At 62.1% G+C, this 16,749-nt stretch carries 17 protein-coding genes; 9 read left to right on the top strand and 8 right to left on the bottom strand.

From position 1 onward, the window contains the following. Positions 1-98: 98 nt before the first annotated feature. Entirely contained in the window at positions 99-1,187 is a 1,089-nt protein-coding gene (locus tag KIP88_RS04750) for a ketopantoate reductase family protein (protein ID WP_214486710.1), read from the top strand. A 437-nt stretch (positions 1,188-1,624) separates the two neighbouring features. Here KIP88_RS04750 and KIP88_RS04745 read toward each other — a convergent pair whose 3' ends face one another. Then, complete coding sequence (locus KIP88_RS04745) at positions 1,625-2,080, bottom strand: VOC family protein (protein ID WP_214486709.1); 456 nt, start codon at positions 2,078-2,080, stop codon at positions 1,625-1,627. A 356-nt stretch (positions 2,081-2,436) separates the two neighbouring features. Between KIP88_RS04745 and KIP88_RS04740 the strand changes: the two genes are divergently transcribed. The 4 genes from KIP88_RS04740 to KIP88_RS04725 all read left to right on the top strand — a co-directional run bounded on the left by KIP88_RS04740 (position 2,437) and on the right by KIP88_RS04725 (position 5,770). After that, positions 2,437-2,655 carry a 4-fold beta flower protein gene (locus KIP88_RS04740; RefSeq protein ID WP_214486708.1) on the top strand — a complete coding sequence of 73 codons (219 nt, stop codon included), beginning with the start codon at positions 2,437-2,439 and terminating at the stop codon, positions 2,653-2,655. Positions 2,656-2,811: 156 nt separating this feature from the next. Then, on the top strand, positions 2,812-2,997 hold the full coding sequence (locus tag KIP88_RS04735) for a hypothetical protein (protein ID WP_214487328.1): 186 nt from the start codon (positions 2,812-2,814) through the stop codon (positions 2,995-2,997). A 418-nt stretch (positions 2,998-3,415) separates the two neighbouring features. After that, positions 3,416-4,561, top strand: coding sequence for a fructose-1,6-bisphosphatase (locus KIP88_RS04730; RefSeq protein WP_214486707.1), 1,146 nt, complete (start codon positions 3,416-3,418; stop codon positions 4,559-4,561). Positions 4,562-4,582: 21 nt separating this feature from the next. After that, positions 4,583-5,770 carry a 6-phosphofructokinase gene (locus KIP88_RS04725; protein WP_214486706.1) on the top strand — a complete coding sequence of 396 codons (1,188 nt, stop codon included), beginning with the start codon at positions 4,583-4,585 and terminating at the stop codon, positions 5,768-5,770. Here the strand turns inward: KIP88_RS04725 and KIP88_RS04720 are convergent. Beyond that, positions 5,722-7,362 carry an SGNH family hydrolase gene (locus tag KIP88_RS04720; protein WP_214486705.1) on the bottom strand — a complete coding sequence of 547 codons (1,641 nt, stop codon included), beginning with the start codon at positions 7,360-7,362 and terminating at the stop codon, positions 5,722-5,724. The genes KIP88_RS04725 and KIP88_RS04720 overlap by 49 nt on opposite strands. A 262-nt stretch (positions 7,363-7,624) precedes the next feature. Then, complete coding sequence (locus KIP88_RS04715) at positions 7,625-8,305, bottom strand: MBL fold metallo-hydrolase (RefSeq protein ID WP_214486704.1); 681 nt, start codon at positions 8,303-8,305, stop codon at positions 7,625-7,627. Between KIP88_RS04715 and KIP88_RS04710 the strand changes: the two genes are divergently transcribed. The 4 genes from KIP88_RS04710 (at position 8,282) to KIP88_RS04695 (ending at position 11,876) form a co-directional block, all read left to right on the top strand. Next, positions 8,282-8,620 carry a hypothetical protein gene (locus KIP88_RS04710; RefSeq protein ID WP_214486703.1) on the top strand — a complete coding sequence of 113 codons (339 nt, stop codon included), beginning with the start codon at positions 8,282-8,284 and terminating at the stop codon, positions 8,618-8,620. The genes KIP88_RS04715 and KIP88_RS04710 overlap by 24 nt on opposite strands. A gap of 375 nt (positions 8,621-8,995) precedes the next feature. Then, positions 8,996-9,988, top strand: a complete 993-nt coding sequence (locus KIP88_RS04705; protein WP_214486702.1) for a nitronate monooxygenase family protein — start codon at positions 8,996-8,998, stop codon at positions 9,986-9,988. Between the two features lie 73 nt (positions 9,989-10,061). Beyond that, positions 10,062-11,030, top strand: a complete 969-nt coding sequence (locus tag KIP88_RS04700) for a zinc-binding dehydrogenase (RefSeq protein ID WP_214486701.1) — start codon at positions 10,062-10,064, stop codon at positions 11,028-11,030. A 3-nt stretch (positions 11,031-11,033) separates the two neighbouring features. After that, entirely contained in the window at positions 11,034-11,876 is an 843-nt protein-coding gene (locus KIP88_RS04695; RefSeq protein ID WP_214486700.1) for an SMP-30/gluconolactonase/LRE family protein, read from the top strand. 114 nt (positions 11,877-11,990) lie between these two features. Here KIP88_RS04695 and KIP88_RS04690 read toward each other — a convergent pair whose 3' ends face one another. From KIP88_RS04690 to KIP88_RS04670, 5 genes are all read right to left on the bottom strand, one after another. After that, entirely contained in the window at positions 11,991-12,260 is a 270-nt protein-coding gene (locus KIP88_RS04690) for a hypothetical protein (protein WP_214486699.1), read from the bottom strand. Continuing rightward, complete coding sequence (locus tag KIP88_RS04685; RefSeq protein WP_214486698.1) at positions 12,257-13,840, bottom strand: PepSY domain-containing protein; 1,584 nt, start codon at positions 13,838-13,840, stop codon at positions 12,257-12,259. Before KIP88_RS04685 ends, KIP88_RS04690 begins: the two co-directional genes overlap by 4 nt. 27 nt (positions 13,841-13,867) lie before the next feature. Continuing rightward, positions 13,868-14,170, bottom strand: coding sequence for a hypothetical protein (locus KIP88_RS04680; RefSeq protein WP_214486697.1), 303 nt, complete (start codon positions 14,168-14,170; stop codon positions 13,868-13,870). 1,039 nt (positions 14,171-15,209) lie between these two features. Beyond that, on the bottom strand, positions 15,210-16,208 hold the full coding sequence (locus tag KIP88_RS04675) for an aldo/keto reductase (RefSeq protein ID WP_214486696.1): 999 nt from the start codon (positions 16,206-16,208) through the stop codon (positions 15,210-15,212). Positions 16,209-16,385: 177 nt separating this feature from the next. Continuing rightward, a complete protein-coding gene (locus KIP88_RS04670; protein ID WP_214486695.1) occupies positions 16,386-16,622 on the bottom strand; it encodes a hypothetical protein in 237 nt (78 codons plus the stop codon). Positions 16,623-16,749 lie beyond the last annotated feature (127 nt).

Raw genomic sequence — 16,749 nt, 5'->3', positions numbered from 1 at the left:
GCACCGCAAATCCGGCTTAACTCCTGTCGCAAAAGCAGGCGCTGGCAAATCTGCGCCGGAGTAGTGGCGCGCCGGAAACATCATCTGTGGGAGGGCGCATGGCGCGCAACATTGTGATCCTTGGAGCCTCGTACGGCTCATTGCTGGCGACGAAGCTCTTGATGGCGGGTCACAACGTGACTCTGGTTTGCCGGAAGCAGACGGCAGAACTCATCAATCGCGACGGCACCGAAGTTCGCATCAAGCTGCGCGACGAGGCGGCCCACCGCCCGATCTTCTCGCGTGACCTGCCTGGGATCCTGGACGCGGTCGAGCCCGCCGGCGTCGATCTTTCCCGCTACGATCTGGTTGGTCTCGCGATGCAGGAACCGCAATACGCGGACCATGCGATCCAGGCTCTGATGATCAAAATCGCCGAGGCGAAATTGCCTTGCCTTTCGATCATGAACATGCCGCCCTTGCCCTATCTCAAGCGGATCCCGGCGCTGGCGAACATGGAACTGGAGGAGGCCTATACCAACGCCGCGGTATGGGAACGGTTCGAGCCGGGCCTGATGTCGCTCTGCTCCCCTGATCCGCAGGCCTTCCGTCCGCCGGAAGAGGCGGCGAATGTTCTTCATGTCGGCCTGCCGACAAATTTCAAGGCCGCATCATTTGCGGATGAAAGACATAACTTGCTGCTGCGGGAGCTGGAAGCCGACATCGATGCGGTGAGGCTGGATGGCCAGGACGTTCCAGTGAAGCTCAAAGTGTTCGATTCGATGTTCGTCCCTTTGGCCAAATGGTCGATGCTGTTGACGGGGAACTACCGATGTATCACGCAGCAGGAGCCGCAATCGATCCACGACGCCGTGCACGGCGATATCAATCTCTCGCAGTCGATCTATGACCATGTCGACGCCATTGCCCAGCGTCTGGGCGCCGATCCCAGGGATCAGGTACCTTTCGAGAAATACGCCAAAGCGGCGGAAAGCCTTCTCAAGCCCTCGTCAGCGGCCCGAGCAGTCGCTGGTGGCGCGCTCTTCATCGAGCGCGTCGACCTGCTGGTGAAGCTGATTTCGCATCAGCTTGGCGTACCCAATGCCGAAATCGACCGAACGGTCCAGATCGTCAATCAGAAACTGAATGAGAGCATCGCGACGGGCGAATCCGCCGCGCCGCGAGGCGCTCCAGTCGCCGTGACGTAGAGTCCTTCGGTTCTGATTGAATCAAAGGGACACTAGTTTCTTAGTTTGACCGGTTTTCTTGCGCAAACCGCTGCGCGCTTCGCTCGAAAAAGCGATCGACCATTGGCTCGCTACGAGCTTCAAAAAACGAGGTTAATCTTCCTCAAGTTCGGGAACATCCCACAACAAGAACGCCATAACGATGAGCGCTGGAGTCCAAGCCAGCATGGCCCCAAATGCAATGGCCTGCACTGTTGTCATGATCACTCCGGGGTTGTCCCTACCCTACCCTGAGTCAGGTAACTTAACGCGCTGGCGCCAGATAGCAGCGTCGTGAAACTGTCCACAAAAAATGTCTTCTAGATGAAATCCCTTGCCCTAGGTCCGCCGTATTTGGATAGCTCAGCGGCCCCGGTCGGCTTTCGGCGACCGCCCAGGGAACACATCTTGCGTGCATGTTAATCCAGCTGGACTTTCGTCCACTCCGAGCGCTTGAGCCCTTGCGCGACAGGGACACCGGGCTTGACCCAAACTACCTCGTGGTCGCCTCCGTCGGGGTCAGTGAAGCTAAGAAGGAGGAGCGAGCCCATGTCTGTAACGGCTCCATCGCTTACGCCCTCGGCAACGAGGCGCCGCCGTACTTCCCGGAACGCCTCCTCGCTTGCAGCATTGAGCGCAAAATGGTCGAGGCGCCCGCGCTTGAACATGGGCTGGTGGCCAGGAGGTGCAATTCCAGGGACCTGAAATGGGTGCAGGACAGTGTGCGGACCCACTTCGATGAAGGCGTGGCGCAGCCCCTCCTCCTCGAGATCGACCGTGACGCGCGCTCCGAAGATACGTTCGTAGAAACAGATCAATCGATTCATGTCGGCGGTGACAAACGTCAGGTGGTGTATGTCGTTGAGCAACTGCATGTCTACCTCCGACTTCGCTAACAATGAGCGACGACGCGCGCCTGTATCGCCGAGCGCAAGTGCCAAGTCCGAAGCGTGCCAGTCACGGAAGTGACGTGACGGTACGAACCTGGTTCGCCTCTCTCCAGTAGCGATGGTTTCATAGATCGGCAGCTTGCGATCTACCAGACCCCCTTGAATTGCCGGAGGTCACAAAGCTTCTCACGGGCGAATTAAGCCGTCCGGGCTAAATTGCCTCCGGCTTTGGCGATGGTCGTCTGGATATACCCGAAGTATCCGGCAGGGCGTCCGAATTGTCTCGCTATCTGGGTCCAACAAGCGCAGCTTGGTTCCGGAGCCTCGCTTGGAGGTCAGTCATGAGCGGCAATATTTTCAATAGCAATGGCACCCACGTTGGGGTGGTGGACGGCGCGGCCATCTTCGACCTCAAGGGCCAAAAACTTTATCATCTAAAAGGCATCAACATCTATCGACTTTCCGGCGAGCTGGTCGGCCATCTGAACGGAGCGCAAGGCTCCGATAAGCGGCTCGATCGTTCCGCTGACAGGCTATTCCCCGCCAGAGGCAGTTCTTAAGACCTGCCGAGCCCGAAAGGCGAACGACCAGCCACGACATTCCTGCCTTCCGTGCCTTTGCGAGCTGGCTGATGAGGTCGCGTGGCAGGCCGGAATTGATGCCGACTTGCTGACAGACTGCCATCCGTCCGGCGGGCATAGTCTTTGGAGGTCATCATGAATGACGCATTCTCGTTCTCGATCTCGATAGGAATCATTGCCTTTGGAATTTGGATTGCTGCCGGCACGATCGGCGCTGACCCGCATTTGGCTTGGATGCTGATCGGACTGCTTCCCGTCATTGTGGGTACGATCAGTCTTTATCTGGCGGTACGCGAAGTCAAAGTTGCGCCGCGGAATTGAGATTCTGAAATGTCGTCAGTGAAGGAGCCGGCCAACACGGTGACCGTCGCGATCGATGGCATCGGCGAACTCACCAACGAGTTCAGGCAGTAGACCGCGTCACCTGAAACCTATGGTGTGACCCCATCATTAATTCGGACTGATCGGCCGATGTGCGCTTTCGAAAAACCGCCCCGCTTCCGAAAAGTGCCAAATAGCGGGCTCGTACACCGCAGCAAATGGCGGCGCATGAACGGGTTCTCCTATCGCTTCTGGCATGCCCTTACGGTGACCGATGATCCCGGCTGCCGGATGAGCCTTTTCGAGAAGGGCTCTCGTGGAACCTAACGGAACCACAGACGTTCTTTTTCGCGAATGAGCAGCGCCCCGGCGCAGCAAGCGCCGAGGCGCCTAGCTGTGCTGGTCGGAGGGAATGCTCATGAGACTCACTCTTTCGGTCATCAAGGCTGACATAGGCTCCGTCGGTGGCCACACGAAACCGTCTACACGCATGATGGCGGCTGTCGAGGGCGAGGTCGCGAAGGCGATCTGCGATGGCCTCTTGATCGACGGTTTCGTCTGCCACACCGGCGACGACATTGCGATCATCATGACGCACACACGGGGCGAAGGGAGCTCCGAGGTGCATCAACTTGCCTGGAAGGCGTTCCTCGCGGCCACCTCGGTTGCGAAAACCTCCGGGCTTTATGGCGCCGGCCAGGATCTTCTGGTCGACGCACCGTCCGGAAACGTCCGCGGCGCCGGCCCGGGCGTCGCCGAGCTCAGCTTCGACCACAGCCTCTCGGGTTCGAGGCCTGCGGAGTCCTTCATGGTGTTCGCCGCCGACAAATGCGGTCCCGGCGCCTACAACCTGCCGCTTTACCTCGCCTTTGCCGATCCCATGTATTGCGCCGGGCTGATGCTACCCCCGATGATCAAGGGATTCCGCTTCCATGTCATCGACATGGACAACACGACCGGCGACAGCGTGATCGAACTCGACGCGCCCGCGGATGGCTACCACATTGCAGCCCTGCTCCGCGACAACGAGCGCTTTGGCATTGATCGCATCATTTCCCGGACCCATGACGAGGTCGCCGTCGCCGTTTCGGCGCAGCGTCTTCACGCGATCGCAGGCAAGTACACCGGCAAGGACGATCCGGTCGCGATCGTCAGGAACCAGGGGATTTTCCCGGCTCCGGAAGAGATCATCTCGCCGTTCGCCAAGGCGCACTTCGTGGGCGGCGACGCGCGCGGCTCGCACGTGATGCCGCTGATGCCCGTGCCGCTCAACACACCGGTGACCGGAATGTACTGCCTGCCGATCGTTTCCTGCACCGGCTTTTCGATCGACAAGAACGGCCGTTTCTCGGAGTCCTTTACCGATTTCTTCGACAACCCGGCGTGGGACGAGGTCCGCCGGCGCGCCCAGCGCAAAGCCATCGAGATGCGCAGCCAGGGCTGGTCTGGTGCCGCGATGCTGCCCTATTCCGAGCTGGAGTATGGTGGCTTCCGCGACACCGTGTCCTCACTGCTGAAGCGCTTTCAGGTGCGCGAGGAGCGCAAGGGCGAAGCGGCCGAGTAAGGGACCGCCTGCGAGGTGGGTATGGCAAAAAGGCGCATCGGCATTCTCACGGGCGGCGGCGACGTTCCCGGTCTCAACGCCGTCATCAAGAGCGTGACATATCGCGGCAGCGAGAACGACATCGAGGTCGTCGGCCTCCGCCGTGGCTGGGAGGCCCTCACGCATGTGAACCTCGAGGACCCGGCCTCCAGGTCCCACTACATCATCCCGCTGAACCGTGACAACACGCGCACCATCGACCGGAGCGGCGGCACCGTGCTGCACTCGAGCCGCACCAATCCGTCCAAGATGAAGAAGCTGCCAGATCATCTCGCAGGCCAAGACTTTCCGGCATCGCTCAGCACCAAGGGCGGCATCACAACCAGGACGTGGGACGTCAGTGGCCAGGTGCTGGCGAACCTCTCGGGGCTCGGCATCGAGCATCTGATCGCCATCGGCGGCGACGACACGCTCAGTTACGCAGCCAGGCTCAACGAACTCGGCGTCAAGATCATCGCCATCCCGAAGACGATGGACAACGACGTCCGCAACACCGAGTACTGCATCGGCTTCTCGACCGCGATCACCCGCGCCAGCGACGCCATCCAGCGGCAGCGCACCACTGTCGGATCGCATGAGCGAATCGGCATTTTCCGGGTCTTTGGCCGCGATGCCGGATTTACGGCGCTCTACACCGCGTATGCCACCTCGATACGGTGCGTCATACCGGAGTACAAGGTCGATCTCGACAAGCTGATCCAGCTGCTCCTTGACGAGAAGCGCGCCAACCCAAGCAACTACGCGCTGGTCGTGCTCAGCGAGGGCGCCGCGTGGCAGGGCTACGAGGTGCAGGAATACGGTGAGCCCGATGCCTACGGCCATCGCAAGAAGGCAAGCGTGGCGGAATCGTTCGCCGACGAGATCAAGCGGCGCGTCGGCGAGGAGACGATCACCTCTGACCTCACCTACGACCTGAGATCTGGCAATCCGGACTTCATGGACAAGCTCGTGGCCCTGACTTTCGGTAACATGGCCTACGATGCCATCCTGGAAGGCAAGACCGGCCTCATGTCGGCGCTGGTGGAGGGACGCTACGACCTCGTGCCCATCCCTGACGCCAAGCTCGGGCCGCGCAAATTGGACGTCGCCAGCACGTACAACACGGAGCGCTACCGCCCCATCTACGGCAATAAGCGAGGGCTGCCGATCTTTCTCAACCGCGCGTCATAGGGTTGGAACACCGCTTGTTCGGGAGCGCTGAAAGCGATTGGCCTCCAGCGGCGATGCTTTTTCGGCTTTGGCGAAGCAACCGGCGCCCGTGCGTTGGCATCGAGCGAAGTTGACGCCACTGGCGTCTCACCCTTGGTCCCTTCGCGTTCTATTTCGCGTCGCGGCCAGGCAAAATCGTCGGCGCGACCGGCGGGTGCCGGCAAAGGCTCGCCTTTGATCAAGAACCGCGCTGCCTGCGCATCCATCGCGACCTGTCGCGACCCGGGAGCACCGAGCAATTGATCCGTGCCGACAGAAGAGGCCACCAGGGGAACGATCGGCCCGGCCAGCGGACGCGGCGCCGGCTGATCCGGCCGCGCACTGGCGTCGGGGGTTGCCGGTTCGGTGGGCAGCACGATCGGCGCGGAACGCGCAGCCAACAGCCGGTTGATTTCGCGCTCGGCATAATGCGCGAGCTTGAGCGCGCCGGCCTTGGTGAAGTAGACGCCATCGGCGGAGCGCAGCCGGCGGATCTGGCCTTCGAAATCGGGGCCTTGCTGTAAAAAGCGCCCGGCTTCATCGACAAATCCGTCCCAGACATCGACATAGGTGATGCCGGCCTTGCCGGCCGCATCGCGATAGAGCGAATCCAGAAACGCCGTGTCGGCGGTCGCCTTGGGGCCACGTACCACCGGCAGACCGACCCACAGCACTGGCACACCCTTGGACTTGAGTACGCCGATCATCTCGTCGATCTTTTCTCTGTAGAGTTCGACCCAGCGTTTCTCGCGAAACTCATGGAGGCCGTTCGGCGAGCGCGCGCTCTTCTCCTGTTCTGTGGTCGGCCGCGCATCACTGTTGTCGGCATCATCGTCCGGTGGCAATTCGGGATCCGCCGCCTTGGATGCGCCATCCGGCTTCGCCGCGGGTTTTTCGCCCGAAGGCTTGCCGTCAGGTTTGGCCTTGGCGTCTTTCTTGTCCCCCGATTTATCGTGGGATTTTTCGGCTGCCGGCTCGCGGATTGCGACGCGGTCATCAAGCCCGAGCATGACGACAATGGCGTCCGCTTTTTCGGTGGCGAGAATGCCTTTGGCGGCGGCGGCCCAATCGACTGGATCGCCCTTCGGCTGATACTTGATCAGGCCCGAGGCCGACTTGTGTTTGCGGATCACACCCATCTCAGGCTGGTCGGCATAGACGTTCTCAAGCCCATAGGCGAGCCAGTCCGCCATGGAGTCACCGAGCACGAGAATGTGGCGCTCGGGAACAGTGTTGCGCTTCTCGGGAGGCGGCGCCTTCGAAAAATCCTCGCGCACCGCCGGCGCTTGCCGCCCATGCCGAGGCGGCGGCGCGTACTGCTGCTGGTTCGGCGCATACGTGTCGTTACCAAACCAGCCGCCACCGCGTTGCTCGTTACCGAACCAGCCGCCGCCGCGTTGTTCGTTGCCAAACCAGCCGCCCCGTTGGGGCTGCGGCCGCTGCTGATATCCGCCGAAATTAAAAAATTGTGCAGAGGTGGGTCCCATGCCCAGCACCAATCCCACTGCGACAGCCAGCGCAACCAGCCGACCACGCCCGGTAAAGATGCCTAGCTTTTTTGGATCCTTCGGCATGCGCCTGGACCCCACATACGCAGAACTTGTCTTGGCAGACTAGCACAACCGCCGTGTGGCGGGTCTCAGTTTACCGTGAAGTGCAGAGACCGTCAGCGTGCGTAGCCCGGATGAGCAAAGCGAAATCCGGGACTTTGGGTCGCCTGTCCTCCCCGCATATCGCGGAGCCTGTCATCGGGCGCGCGTTTCGCGCGACCCGTTGGCTCATGCGGGCTACTTGCTGGTGCGCCTTCGTAGAAACGAAGGCGCCACTCTCGCACGATTACGCCTCGGCCGTGAATACGTAGCTGTTGCCATCCTTGGCCAGCGTGCCGGCGTTCGGCATCAACCAGTGAGTACCCGAAATGGTGAGCTTGTCGGCGACCGCGCGATCGAAGATCTTCCTTCGCGTTTCGACAGCCATTTGCGGATCCTGGTCGATGGCAAGCTGCCACTCGGGATTTGTGGAAATGTGGGGCGCAAGATTGACCACGTCAGCGGTGATCAGAAACTGTTTGCCGCCGGAGCTGACCAGATGCGCGACCATTCCGGGGCTATGGCCGGGCACCTGAACGGCGTGCACACCGGGCAGAAGCTCGGGTTCTCCCTCAAAGGGCCTGACGTTTTTCCAGGTCGCGACCGTCGCCTGAATGCGCTGGGCGAGGCCTTTGCGCGTCGGTCCAAGATCGAGCGACTCGACTCCCGGGCGTGTCCACCATTTCAATTCCGCGGCGGGCACCACGATGTCGGCATCCGGGAAGACCTGCGCATTGCTCTCGATGTTCATGAGGCCGTAAATGTGGTCGCCATGGAGATGGGAGATGAGGATCGTCTTGACGGCCTTGGGGTCAAGGCCTGCCGCCGCCATGCTCTCGAATAGCCGGCCGTTCCCCTCACCATAAATCGGATGACCGCCCGTGCCCGAATCGATCAGGACCACTTGATCGCGCAGCTTGAGCGCCATGACGATAAACCGCAGCGGCGCCTGATTTTCGGGAAAACCGGCAGCGCGAAACGCAGCCTTGACCTGTTCGACACCGACATTCCTGACCATGCCCTCCCGCAGCGGGATCTCCCGCATGCCATCGATCAGAGAGAAGACTTCAATGTCGCCGACCTTGTATTTGCGGAAAGGTTGCGTGACGGACTGTTGAGCGTAAGCCGCGTCGACAAACGTGATCGGTTTGTTGAGTCCAAACGCAGCGTAAGCAGCGGCTGCGCCAAATGTCAGGTCCCGGCGCGAGATATCGAACATCGTTCGGCACTCCCCGCTGACTGAAAGAACGAGCGTATCAAGGGGGTGCGCACTGCACAAGATCAACCTTGGGTCGAAAGCTTCGATTTCGGCATGTCTACAGCATGCCCGTTAGCGGGTGATCTAAGAAATGCCGGAGTCCATGCAGGAATTGTTCGCACTGCGGAACAAGCCCCGCTTTTGCATGATGGCCTTGCCCTGACCACCACCCGCTCCCGGTAGACTTTTGCAGGGGGTGACGGCATCCTGCCGCTCGAAATCTCACAAAATGACGTGCACGGGCCGCCCGTGGGCGCGTATTCCGCAAAAGTGCAAACCGGTTTTGCGATCAGAATACGCGCAAGATGATAGGGAAGCGCATTTTCCATTGGAAAATGCGCATGGAAACAGAGGGCAGACATGAAGACGCGATTCACCGAACTTGTTGGCGTTGAACATCCGATCGTCCAGGGCGGGATGCAATGGGTCGGACGCGCCGAGCTGGTCGCCGCCGTCGCCAATGCCGGCGCGCTCGGTCTGATCACCGCGCTGACGCAGCCGACCCCGGAAGACCTCACCAAGGAAATCGCGCGCTGCCGCGACCTGACCGACAAGCCGTTCGGCGTCAACCTCACCATCCTTCCCGCCATCAAGCCGCCGCCCTACGCCGAATATCGCCAGGCCATCATCGAGGCCGGCATCAAGATCGTGGAAACCGCGGGCAACAAGCCGCAGGAACACGTCACCGAATTCAAGAAGCACGGCATCAAGATCATCCACAAATGCACCAGCGTCCGTCACGGCCTGTCGGCAGAGCGGATGGGCGTCGACGCGCTCTCGATCGACGGTTTTGAATGCGCCGGCCATCCCGGCGAGGACGACACGCCCGGCCTGATCCTGATCCCGGCCGCCGCCGACAAGATCAAGATCCCGATGATCGCCTCCGGCGGGTTCGGCGACGGTCGCGGCCTGGTCGCAGCGCTCGCGCTCGGCGCCGAGGGCATCAACATGGGCACGCGCTTCATGTGCACCAAGGAAAGCCCGATCCATCAGCTGGTGAAGGAGCGCATCGTCGCCAATGACGAGCGCGAGACCGAATTGATTTTCCGCACCATGCGCAATACCTCGCGCGTCGCCAAGAACGCGATCTCGACCAAGGTGGTCGCGATGGAGAAAGAAGGCGCGAAGTTCGAGGATGTGCGTGAACTCGTCGCCGGCGCCCGCGGCAAGATGGTCTATGCGACCGGCGATGCCGACGAGGGCATCTGGTCGGCCGGCCAGGTCCAAGGCCTGATCCACGATATTCCGACCTGCGCCGAACTGGTATCGCGCATCATGCGTGACGCGGAAGCCATCATCCAGAGCCGGCTCGAAGGCATGATGTCGGGCGCCCGGCGGCAGGCCGCGGAATAGACGGCTTGACGCCAGTAAGAAGACAGGCCGCCGAATAGACGGCCTGCGCTGCCAGCAAAGAAAGAGAAGAGCCATGAAAGCCTATGTCTACGGCGCCAACGGCGCCGAGATCGCCGACGTTGCAAAGCCGTCACCGAAGGGCACGCAAGTGCTGGTCAAGGTCCATGCCTGCGGCCTCAACCGCGCCGACCTCGGCATGACCAAGGGCCATGTGCATGGCGCAGCCGGTGGCGTCGGCACCGTACTCGGCATGGAATGGGCCGGTGAAGTCGCCGAACTTGGCCCCGATGCCAAGGGCGTCAAGGTTGGCGACAAGATCATGGGCTCGGGCGGCGCGGCATTCGCTGAATACACGCTGGCCGACCATGGCCGCCTGTTCCGCGCGCCCTCGAACATGAATTTTGAGGAAGCCGCCACCCTCCCCGTCGCGCTCGCCACCATGCACAACGCCGTCGTCACGTCAGGCGCGCTGCAGGCGGGCCAAAGCGTGTTGATCCAGGGCGCCAGCTCCGGCGTCGGCCTGATGGCGATGCAGATCGCAAAATTCAAGGGCGCGAAACTCGTGATCGGATCGTCGACGGACGCGATGCGCCGCGGCCGCCTGAAGGAGTTCGGCGCCGATCTCGCGATCGATTCCAGCGACCCCGGCTGGGTCGATCAGGTGCTGAAAGCAACCAATGGCGAAGGCGTCGACCTGATCGTCGATCAGGTTTCCGGCAAGGTCGCCAACCAGAACCTCGCTGCAACGAAGGTCAAGGGCCGCATCGTCAATGTCGGCCGGCTCGGCGGCACCCACGCCGATTTCAATTTCGACCTGCACGCCGCCCGCCGCATCAACTATATCGGCGTCACCTTCCGCACCCGCACCATCGAGGAAGTCCGCGAGATTTTCGACGAGGTCCGGAAAGACATCTGGAGCGCGGTGGAATCGCGAAAACTTCAACTGCCGATCGACAAGGTCTACCCGTTCGCCGAGATCGGAAAAGCGTTCGAGCACATGGAAGCCAACAAGCACCTCGGCAAGATCGTGGTGACGCTGTAGCCGATGAAGCTGCGATGCGTACTTGATGGCGGACGTTATTTCGAGGGGCCGCGGTGGCATGCGGGCCGGCTCTGGTTCGTCGACTGCATGGAACGGACACTCCTCAGCCTCTCCCCGTCCGGCGAGCGCGAGCAGCATGCAAAGTTCGAGGACGACACGCCCTGCGGCACAGGCCTCCTGCCGGACGGACGGCTTGTCGTCCTGACGATGTATCGCAAACGCCTGATGACCTATGCGGAGGGCGCGCTTTCGCTCTATGCCGACCTGTCAGGGATCGCGAGCGGCACGATCGACGACATGATCATCGACGGGCTCGGCCGCGCCTATGTCGGCGATCTCGGCTTCGATATGCCACCGCCGCCCGATCGAGGCGCTCCCGGCCGCATCATTCTGGTGATGCCGGACGGCGCGGCCCGCGTGGTCGCCGAAGGATTGCGGTTTCCCAACGGCATTGCCGTCTCGGCCGACCATCGCCGGCTCGTCGTGGCTGAAATGGATGGCGCGTGCCTCGCCGATTATGAAATCGAGCCAGACGGCAGCCTGAAATTTCGTGGCCGCTTCGGGAGCATGAAGTCTCCGGATGGCATCTGCCTCGACCAGCAAGGCGCCGTGTGGGTCGCAGCCTTCGAAGAAGACGCCTTCATCCGCCTCGACGCCGGCGGGCGCGAGCTGCAGCGAATAGAAGTCCCCGGCCGCCGCGCCCTCGCCTGCGTCCTCGGCGGGCCCGAGCGGCGAACGCTGTTCTGCCTGAGCGCGGCGACGTCCTACGAAGAACTCCGGCAACGCAAATCGTCCTCGCGGATCGACGCGGTCGATGTGGAAATTGCCGGCGCCGGTTATCCCTGACGTCTAACCTTCCCCGAACTGGAGCGACGCGTAGGGCGGATTAGCGCAGCGTAATCCGCCGTCTTGTTTTGAGATGCAGCGGCGGATTACGCTGCGCTAATCCGCCCTACGGCCCTACGAACGAGGCTTTCGGCGCATGCTGGCCAGCGCCGCGATCGCCCATCCGAAGATGGCGGCCGCGCCGACCCAGATCAGGAAATCGCTCCAGCGGCCGGCGACGCCGAGGGCGAGGCCGGGCAAGAATGTCGCTGACAAGAGCAATCGGCGCAAGCCGGGCCGCGTGGGACCCGCGCCCCGGCGCTTCGGATCGACCGCAGCAAGGAGCGCGATGCAGGCGGCACTGACGAGCGCGCCGGATAGGCCGAGCCAGCCGAGCAGCATCATTCTGCGGACTGCACATAGGAGCCGGCGTTGAACGTCGCCTGCTCGCGGGGTCGCAATGCCATGGCGGCAGACACGACGCACGCGATGCCGCCGAGCGCGACCAGGAAATCCATGATCGGCACCGCACCCTGTCCGGTCGCGAGCGCAGCGCGCCAAGTTGGGCCGCCGGCCGCGGCACGCAGCAGCGGAAGCGCCATCAGCAAGACGCCGGTCGCGCCAAACAGCAGCGGCGGGACCCGCTCGATCGACCGCATCCGCAGTGCCGGAACAAGCGCGAGTGCGGCAGCGGCCAGAAAGGCCGCCGGGGTCCAGAACACAGTAGCGAGCGATGGCAGGCTGACGAAATAGGCCGCGGCTGCCGCCGCCATCGCAAACGGGAGGCCACCTCCCACCCACGCCGTCACGCGCCCGAGCGCGCGCCAGCCCCGTTGGTCGGCGCGTCGCCGCACCCAGAGATTCAATCCGCTCCAGGCCACGTAGGCGCTCGCAGCGCCTAGTGCAAACCATACGGCACGCGACCACCATCCGGCGAAATTGCCGAAGTGAACCGGGCTGATGAGACCGAGCAAGGATGCGCCGAGCGAAGGCTTCATGCCGATGATCGGCCGCTCCCGGATCAGTTCGCCGGTTGCCCCGTTGTAGATCAGGCGCATCGCCGTCAGATCCCCGCTCCTGGGCGCCGGAAATATCGTGATGCGCGAATCGGCCCGGCCGCGGTTTTCCCACCCGGCAATCAGCAGCGGCGCGCCGGCGCGCTTGCGCGCATCGGACAGCATGTCGTCGAGATCGGCGATCGCTGCCGGACGCGCGTCGACAGCACGCAGTCCATTGAGCGTCGTGACCATCTCTCGCACATCGCCCTTGAACGCGATCTTCGCCAGCATCGGCAGCGCAACCGCGATGGTGAAGCTGAGATAGGCGCCGGTGAACGCGAGCACGAACGCGTGTGGCAGCGTCCAGGTGCCTGCGACGGAATGCAGATCGCGTAAGCCCACCAGCCGATCGCGTCCGCGCAGGATAAAGATATCCCTGAACAGGTGCCGGTGCATCAGAATGCCCGAGACCGCCGCCACCAGCATGGCAAGACCGAGGATGCCCGTGAGGATCAGCCCCCACGGATTGGGCACGTGCAGCCGCACGTGCAGATCGACGTAAAAGCGTCCGAGCGCCGTATAGGGATCGTTGGCCGCGAGTTCGTTGCCGTAGCCTTCGGCGCGCGAGATGACCCGGCCATCCGGCCCGATCGTATAAAGGATCCCGCGCTCGCGACGCACGCCATTGATGGTCTCGTCGGTATGGAAGAATGCCAACACATTTCCTGCAGGTGTCGCCCTCAAGGCGAGATCCCCGCGGAACTGCTCGGGCGTTTCCGCCTCAAGGCGGGCGAGCACGGCATTGAGCGGCTGGCTCAGCGGCTCGTTCATGCCGATCAGCCCGCCCGACCAGGCCTTGATTTCGTTCGCGAACACCGCAGCCGTGCCGGTGACGATGACGGCGTACAGCAGCAGGCCCAGCACGGCGCCGGCCCAGCCGTGGACCGCCACCAGCGTCCTGGTTTCGCGCGCTTTCAGGTTGATCACGGCTTCTCCGCGGGTCGAAGGATCGTCTCAGCCGAACAAAACAGCTCTTAACGCGATCAGGTGAATGACGGCGATGACCGCCATGACGATCGCGATGCGGCCGAGCCTCCGGTCGAGTAGTGCATAGAAGAATATGACGGCCCAGATCGCCGGCATGAAGAACAACGGAAACGCGATGTGGTCAACTCCGCCGATTCCCTTTGGCACCCAGAACGGCATCACAGCCATGATGAGAGCGGTGAGCCCCAGCGCGCACGGCCCGGCCAGCAACGCCCGCAGCCACGGATGCAGGCGCCCCGGTTCAGCAGTGCTGGAGTTCGCCGCCGCCAAATTGCGTTCCCTCCGCGCGCGAGGCTGATGTCTGCGATCTCCACGCCGCGGGCCGCGCGCGTTGCTGCCCTGAAGCGTCCACAGTGACGGGCGGCAAATTCGACTGCGCGAATGCTTTCTGACCGCTCGCAAAATCCAGAGAGAATGCAAGATAGCTCACCGCTCCCAACGAAATAACGCGCAAAACATTATTAGTCGAAATCGCAAACGTCATACTTTCACCCCAACTCCCACGAAGGCGTTCTAACTTCCCGAGTGGAACGGGCGAGTAGAAGTCATCTAAGGTGATGGTGTGCGCCTACGACAGATTGCACCTGTGACAACTGGGCAACGTCGCAAGTCGATCCTTCAAATCGAGCGCGGGAAATCGACTGCGGTAATTTCTAATTGTTCTAATTCTAAACTGCGGCGTGCGCTGAGCACGTTAATCCATGGCGCGTGATAATTTGACGCGGTCATGCTTTATTGCGAGCAACCTTAGAGTGATTCAGATTCACCAGACCCACCGTGTTCAGGATCAAGTTGCTTCATATGGCAAGAGCAAAGAAGGTTGCCGTCACTTCCGGCGCGGATTTGCCGGACAGGATCATTCAACTGATGACGAATGCGCCGTACGCATCGTTCGTCGTGCGATGCGCTTCCGATCGCACCGTATTCCTTCCCGAGATCATATCCTTGCACACGAGGCGTGAGCTTTCGGAGATCAGCGGGCTGGGCCGGGCTTCGATCGTCAGGATACAGGCCTGGCTGGCGCGGCAGGACGACGGTTGCGAATGCCCGGTGAAAGCATCGATACCGTCATTTGCCATTTTGGTGTTCGACGAAAGGAGCTGCATCCGTATAGGCGCTCGACCTTGCCGGCGATGACACCGCAGCCCGACGCCACGTTGGCACCTGCGCTGCAGAACTCGGACAGCAAGATCGACGCCGCTTTGTAGCTCGTAGGGCGGATTAGCGAAGCGTAATCCGCCGTCTTGCTGAGATACGGCGGATTACGCCTTCGGCTAATCCGCCCTACGGCCCTAGCCAACTTGGGCGATCATCGCGGCTCGCCGGAAAATGCCTGCCGCAGCGCTGACAGCCGGTCGAGGGCCGCTTGCGGCAGCGGGCCTTTTTCGGCCGCGGCGAGCGCGTCCTCGAATTGTTGCGGCGTCGCCATGCCGACCAGGATCGTGCCCATCGCGGGGTGAGACAGCGCAAACCGCGTGGCGGCTTCGGTCAGGCTGGCGGCGAAGCCCTCCTCGACCAGCGGCATGAGACGTCGCGCGCGATCGATATCGGCGTCGTAACTCATCGCCGACCCAATCGGCTCGGGCGCCGGCCCCGCAATCGGATGACGCTCGGCCGAGCCTGACAATGCGCCGCCGGCCAGCACGCGAATGCCCACGACGCCAACGCCGGCGGCCTCGGTGCGTTCGAACAATCGTCCATAATCCTGTGCCGGATAGTTCGCCGGCAATTCGCGGGCCGCCGACGGATTGAGCATGTTGTAGACCACCTGCGCGCTGTCGAAGACGCGGGCATCGATCACCTGATGCAGCGCGGCCGTGTCGCCGAGTGCCGTCAACCCGAGGAAACGAATCCTCCCCTGCTGACGCAGGCGCTCGAACGCCGGCACCACCTCGTCGAGCACCTGCCGCACGCTCAGCGCCGATCCGCCACCGCTCCCGGTAATCGGATTGTGCAGATGAAGGATGTCGACCCGGTCAAGACGCAGCCGCGCCAGGCTGCCTTCGAGCGATGTCCTGACGGTATCATCGATGCGGCCATCCTCGCCGGACGGCAACCGGACCTTGGTGCCGACGACGACGTCAGCCGGTTTCAGCTTTTGCAAAACGCGGCCAAGATTCTTTTCCGATTCGCCATCGCCGTACAGCACCGCGGTGTCGAAGTAGTTGACGCCGCCCGCAATCGCCCGCGCAATGGTATGCTCCTGGTCCGCAGCATCGCCGCGCACCATCAATCCGCCCACCGCGCCGCAGCCGAAGCCCAGCACCGAGAGCTGCATTCCCGTGCGCCCAAAGTCCCGCAATTGCATCGCCGTTCCTCCGACTGGGTGGGGATTATGCAAGGTCGAACGGCGGTTGCTCAACCCTGATATTCAAGCGGATGGCGGCAACCCGTAGGGCGGATTAGCGAAGCGTAATCCGCCATCGTATTTGAAACGCCGCGGCGGATTACGCTGCGCTAATCCGCCCTACGCACTGGGCTGATGTCATTCCGGCTTTTTCTCGGGACGCTCAACAAGTTCGTAGATGGGAACGTGGGTGGTTTCGCGCCACGATTCGAGAGCAGCTCCGCAGATCTTGCAGACCGCGTCACCCGTATGCGGCACCAAGAACTTCTCTTCAGTGCGACTGTACTCGGCGCCGCAATTGCATTGCACAATTGTCGCCATCCCGGGAATATGCGCTTCGGACCGAATATTTTCCAGCCGGAACTCTGCGACCATTGAACTGCCGCGACCTACACGGCAGCGGCTCCAGACGAATTCGGCGCGTGATCTCCAATGGCGACATCGCATGGTTTGGTCCGATATGAATGAGTCCGCCAACTGAGGTACTCCCAACTAGTTCGGA

The sequence above is a fragment of the Bradyrhizobium sp. SRL28 genome, assembly GCF_018596315.1.
Lineage (GTDB): Bacteria > Pseudomonadota > Alphaproteobacteria > Rhizobiales > Xanthobacteraceae > Bradyrhizobium.
This window is presented reverse-complemented; position numbering and strand designations above follow the sequence as displayed.

Coding starts and splice junctions, on each gene's coding strand:
- KIP88_RS04750 (WP_214486710.1), top strand. CDS start 99: ATGGCGCGCAACATTGTGATCCTTGGAGCCTCGTACGGCTCATTGCTG.
- KIP88_RS04745 (WP_214486709.1), bottom strand. CDS start 2,080: ATGCAGTTGCTCAACGACATACACCACCTGACGTTTGTCACCGCCGAC.
- KIP88_RS04740 (WP_214486708.1), top strand. CDS start 2,437: ATGAGCGGCAATATTTTCAATAGCAATGGCACCCACGTTGGGGTGGTG.
- KIP88_RS04735 (WP_214487328.1), top strand. CDS start 2,812: ATGAATGACGCATTCTCGTTCTCGATCTCGATAGGAATCATTGCCTTT.
- KIP88_RS04730 (WP_214486707.1), top strand. CDS start 3,416: ATGAGACTCACTCTTTCGGTCATCAAGGCTGACATAGGCTCCGTCGGT.
- KIP88_RS04725 (WP_214486706.1), top strand. CDS start 4,583: ATGGCAAAAAGGCGCATCGGCATTCTCACGGGCGGCGGCGACGTTCCC.
- KIP88_RS04720 (WP_214486705.1), bottom strand. CDS start 7,362: ATGCCGAAGGATCCAAAAAAGCTAGGCATCTTTACCGGGCGTGGTCGG.
- KIP88_RS04715 (WP_214486704.1), bottom strand. CDS start 8,305: ATGGCGCTCAAGCTGCGCGATCAAGTGGTCCTGATCGATTCGGGCACG.
- KIP88_RS04705 (WP_214486702.1), top strand. CDS start 8,996: ATGAAGACGCGATTCACCGAACTTGTTGGCGTTGAACATCCGATCGTC.
- KIP88_RS04700 (WP_214486701.1), top strand. CDS start 10,062: ATGAAAGCCTATGTCTACGGCGCCAACGGCGCCGAGATCGCCGACGTT.
- KIP88_RS04695 (WP_214486700.1), top strand. CDS start 11,034: ATGAAGCTGCGATGCGTACTTGATGGCGGACGTTATTTCGAGGGGCCG.
- KIP88_RS04690 (WP_214486699.1), bottom strand. CDS start 12,260: ATGATGCTGCTCGGCTGGCTCGGCCTATCCGGCGCGCTCGTCAGTGCC.
- KIP88_RS04675 (WP_214486696.1), bottom strand. CDS start 16,208: ATGCAATTGCGGGACTTTGGGCGCACGGGAATGCAGCTCTCGGTGCTG.
- KIP88_RS04670 (WP_214486695.1), bottom strand. CDS start 16,622: ATGGTCGCAGAGTTCCGGCTGGAAAATATTCGGTCCGAAGCGCATATT.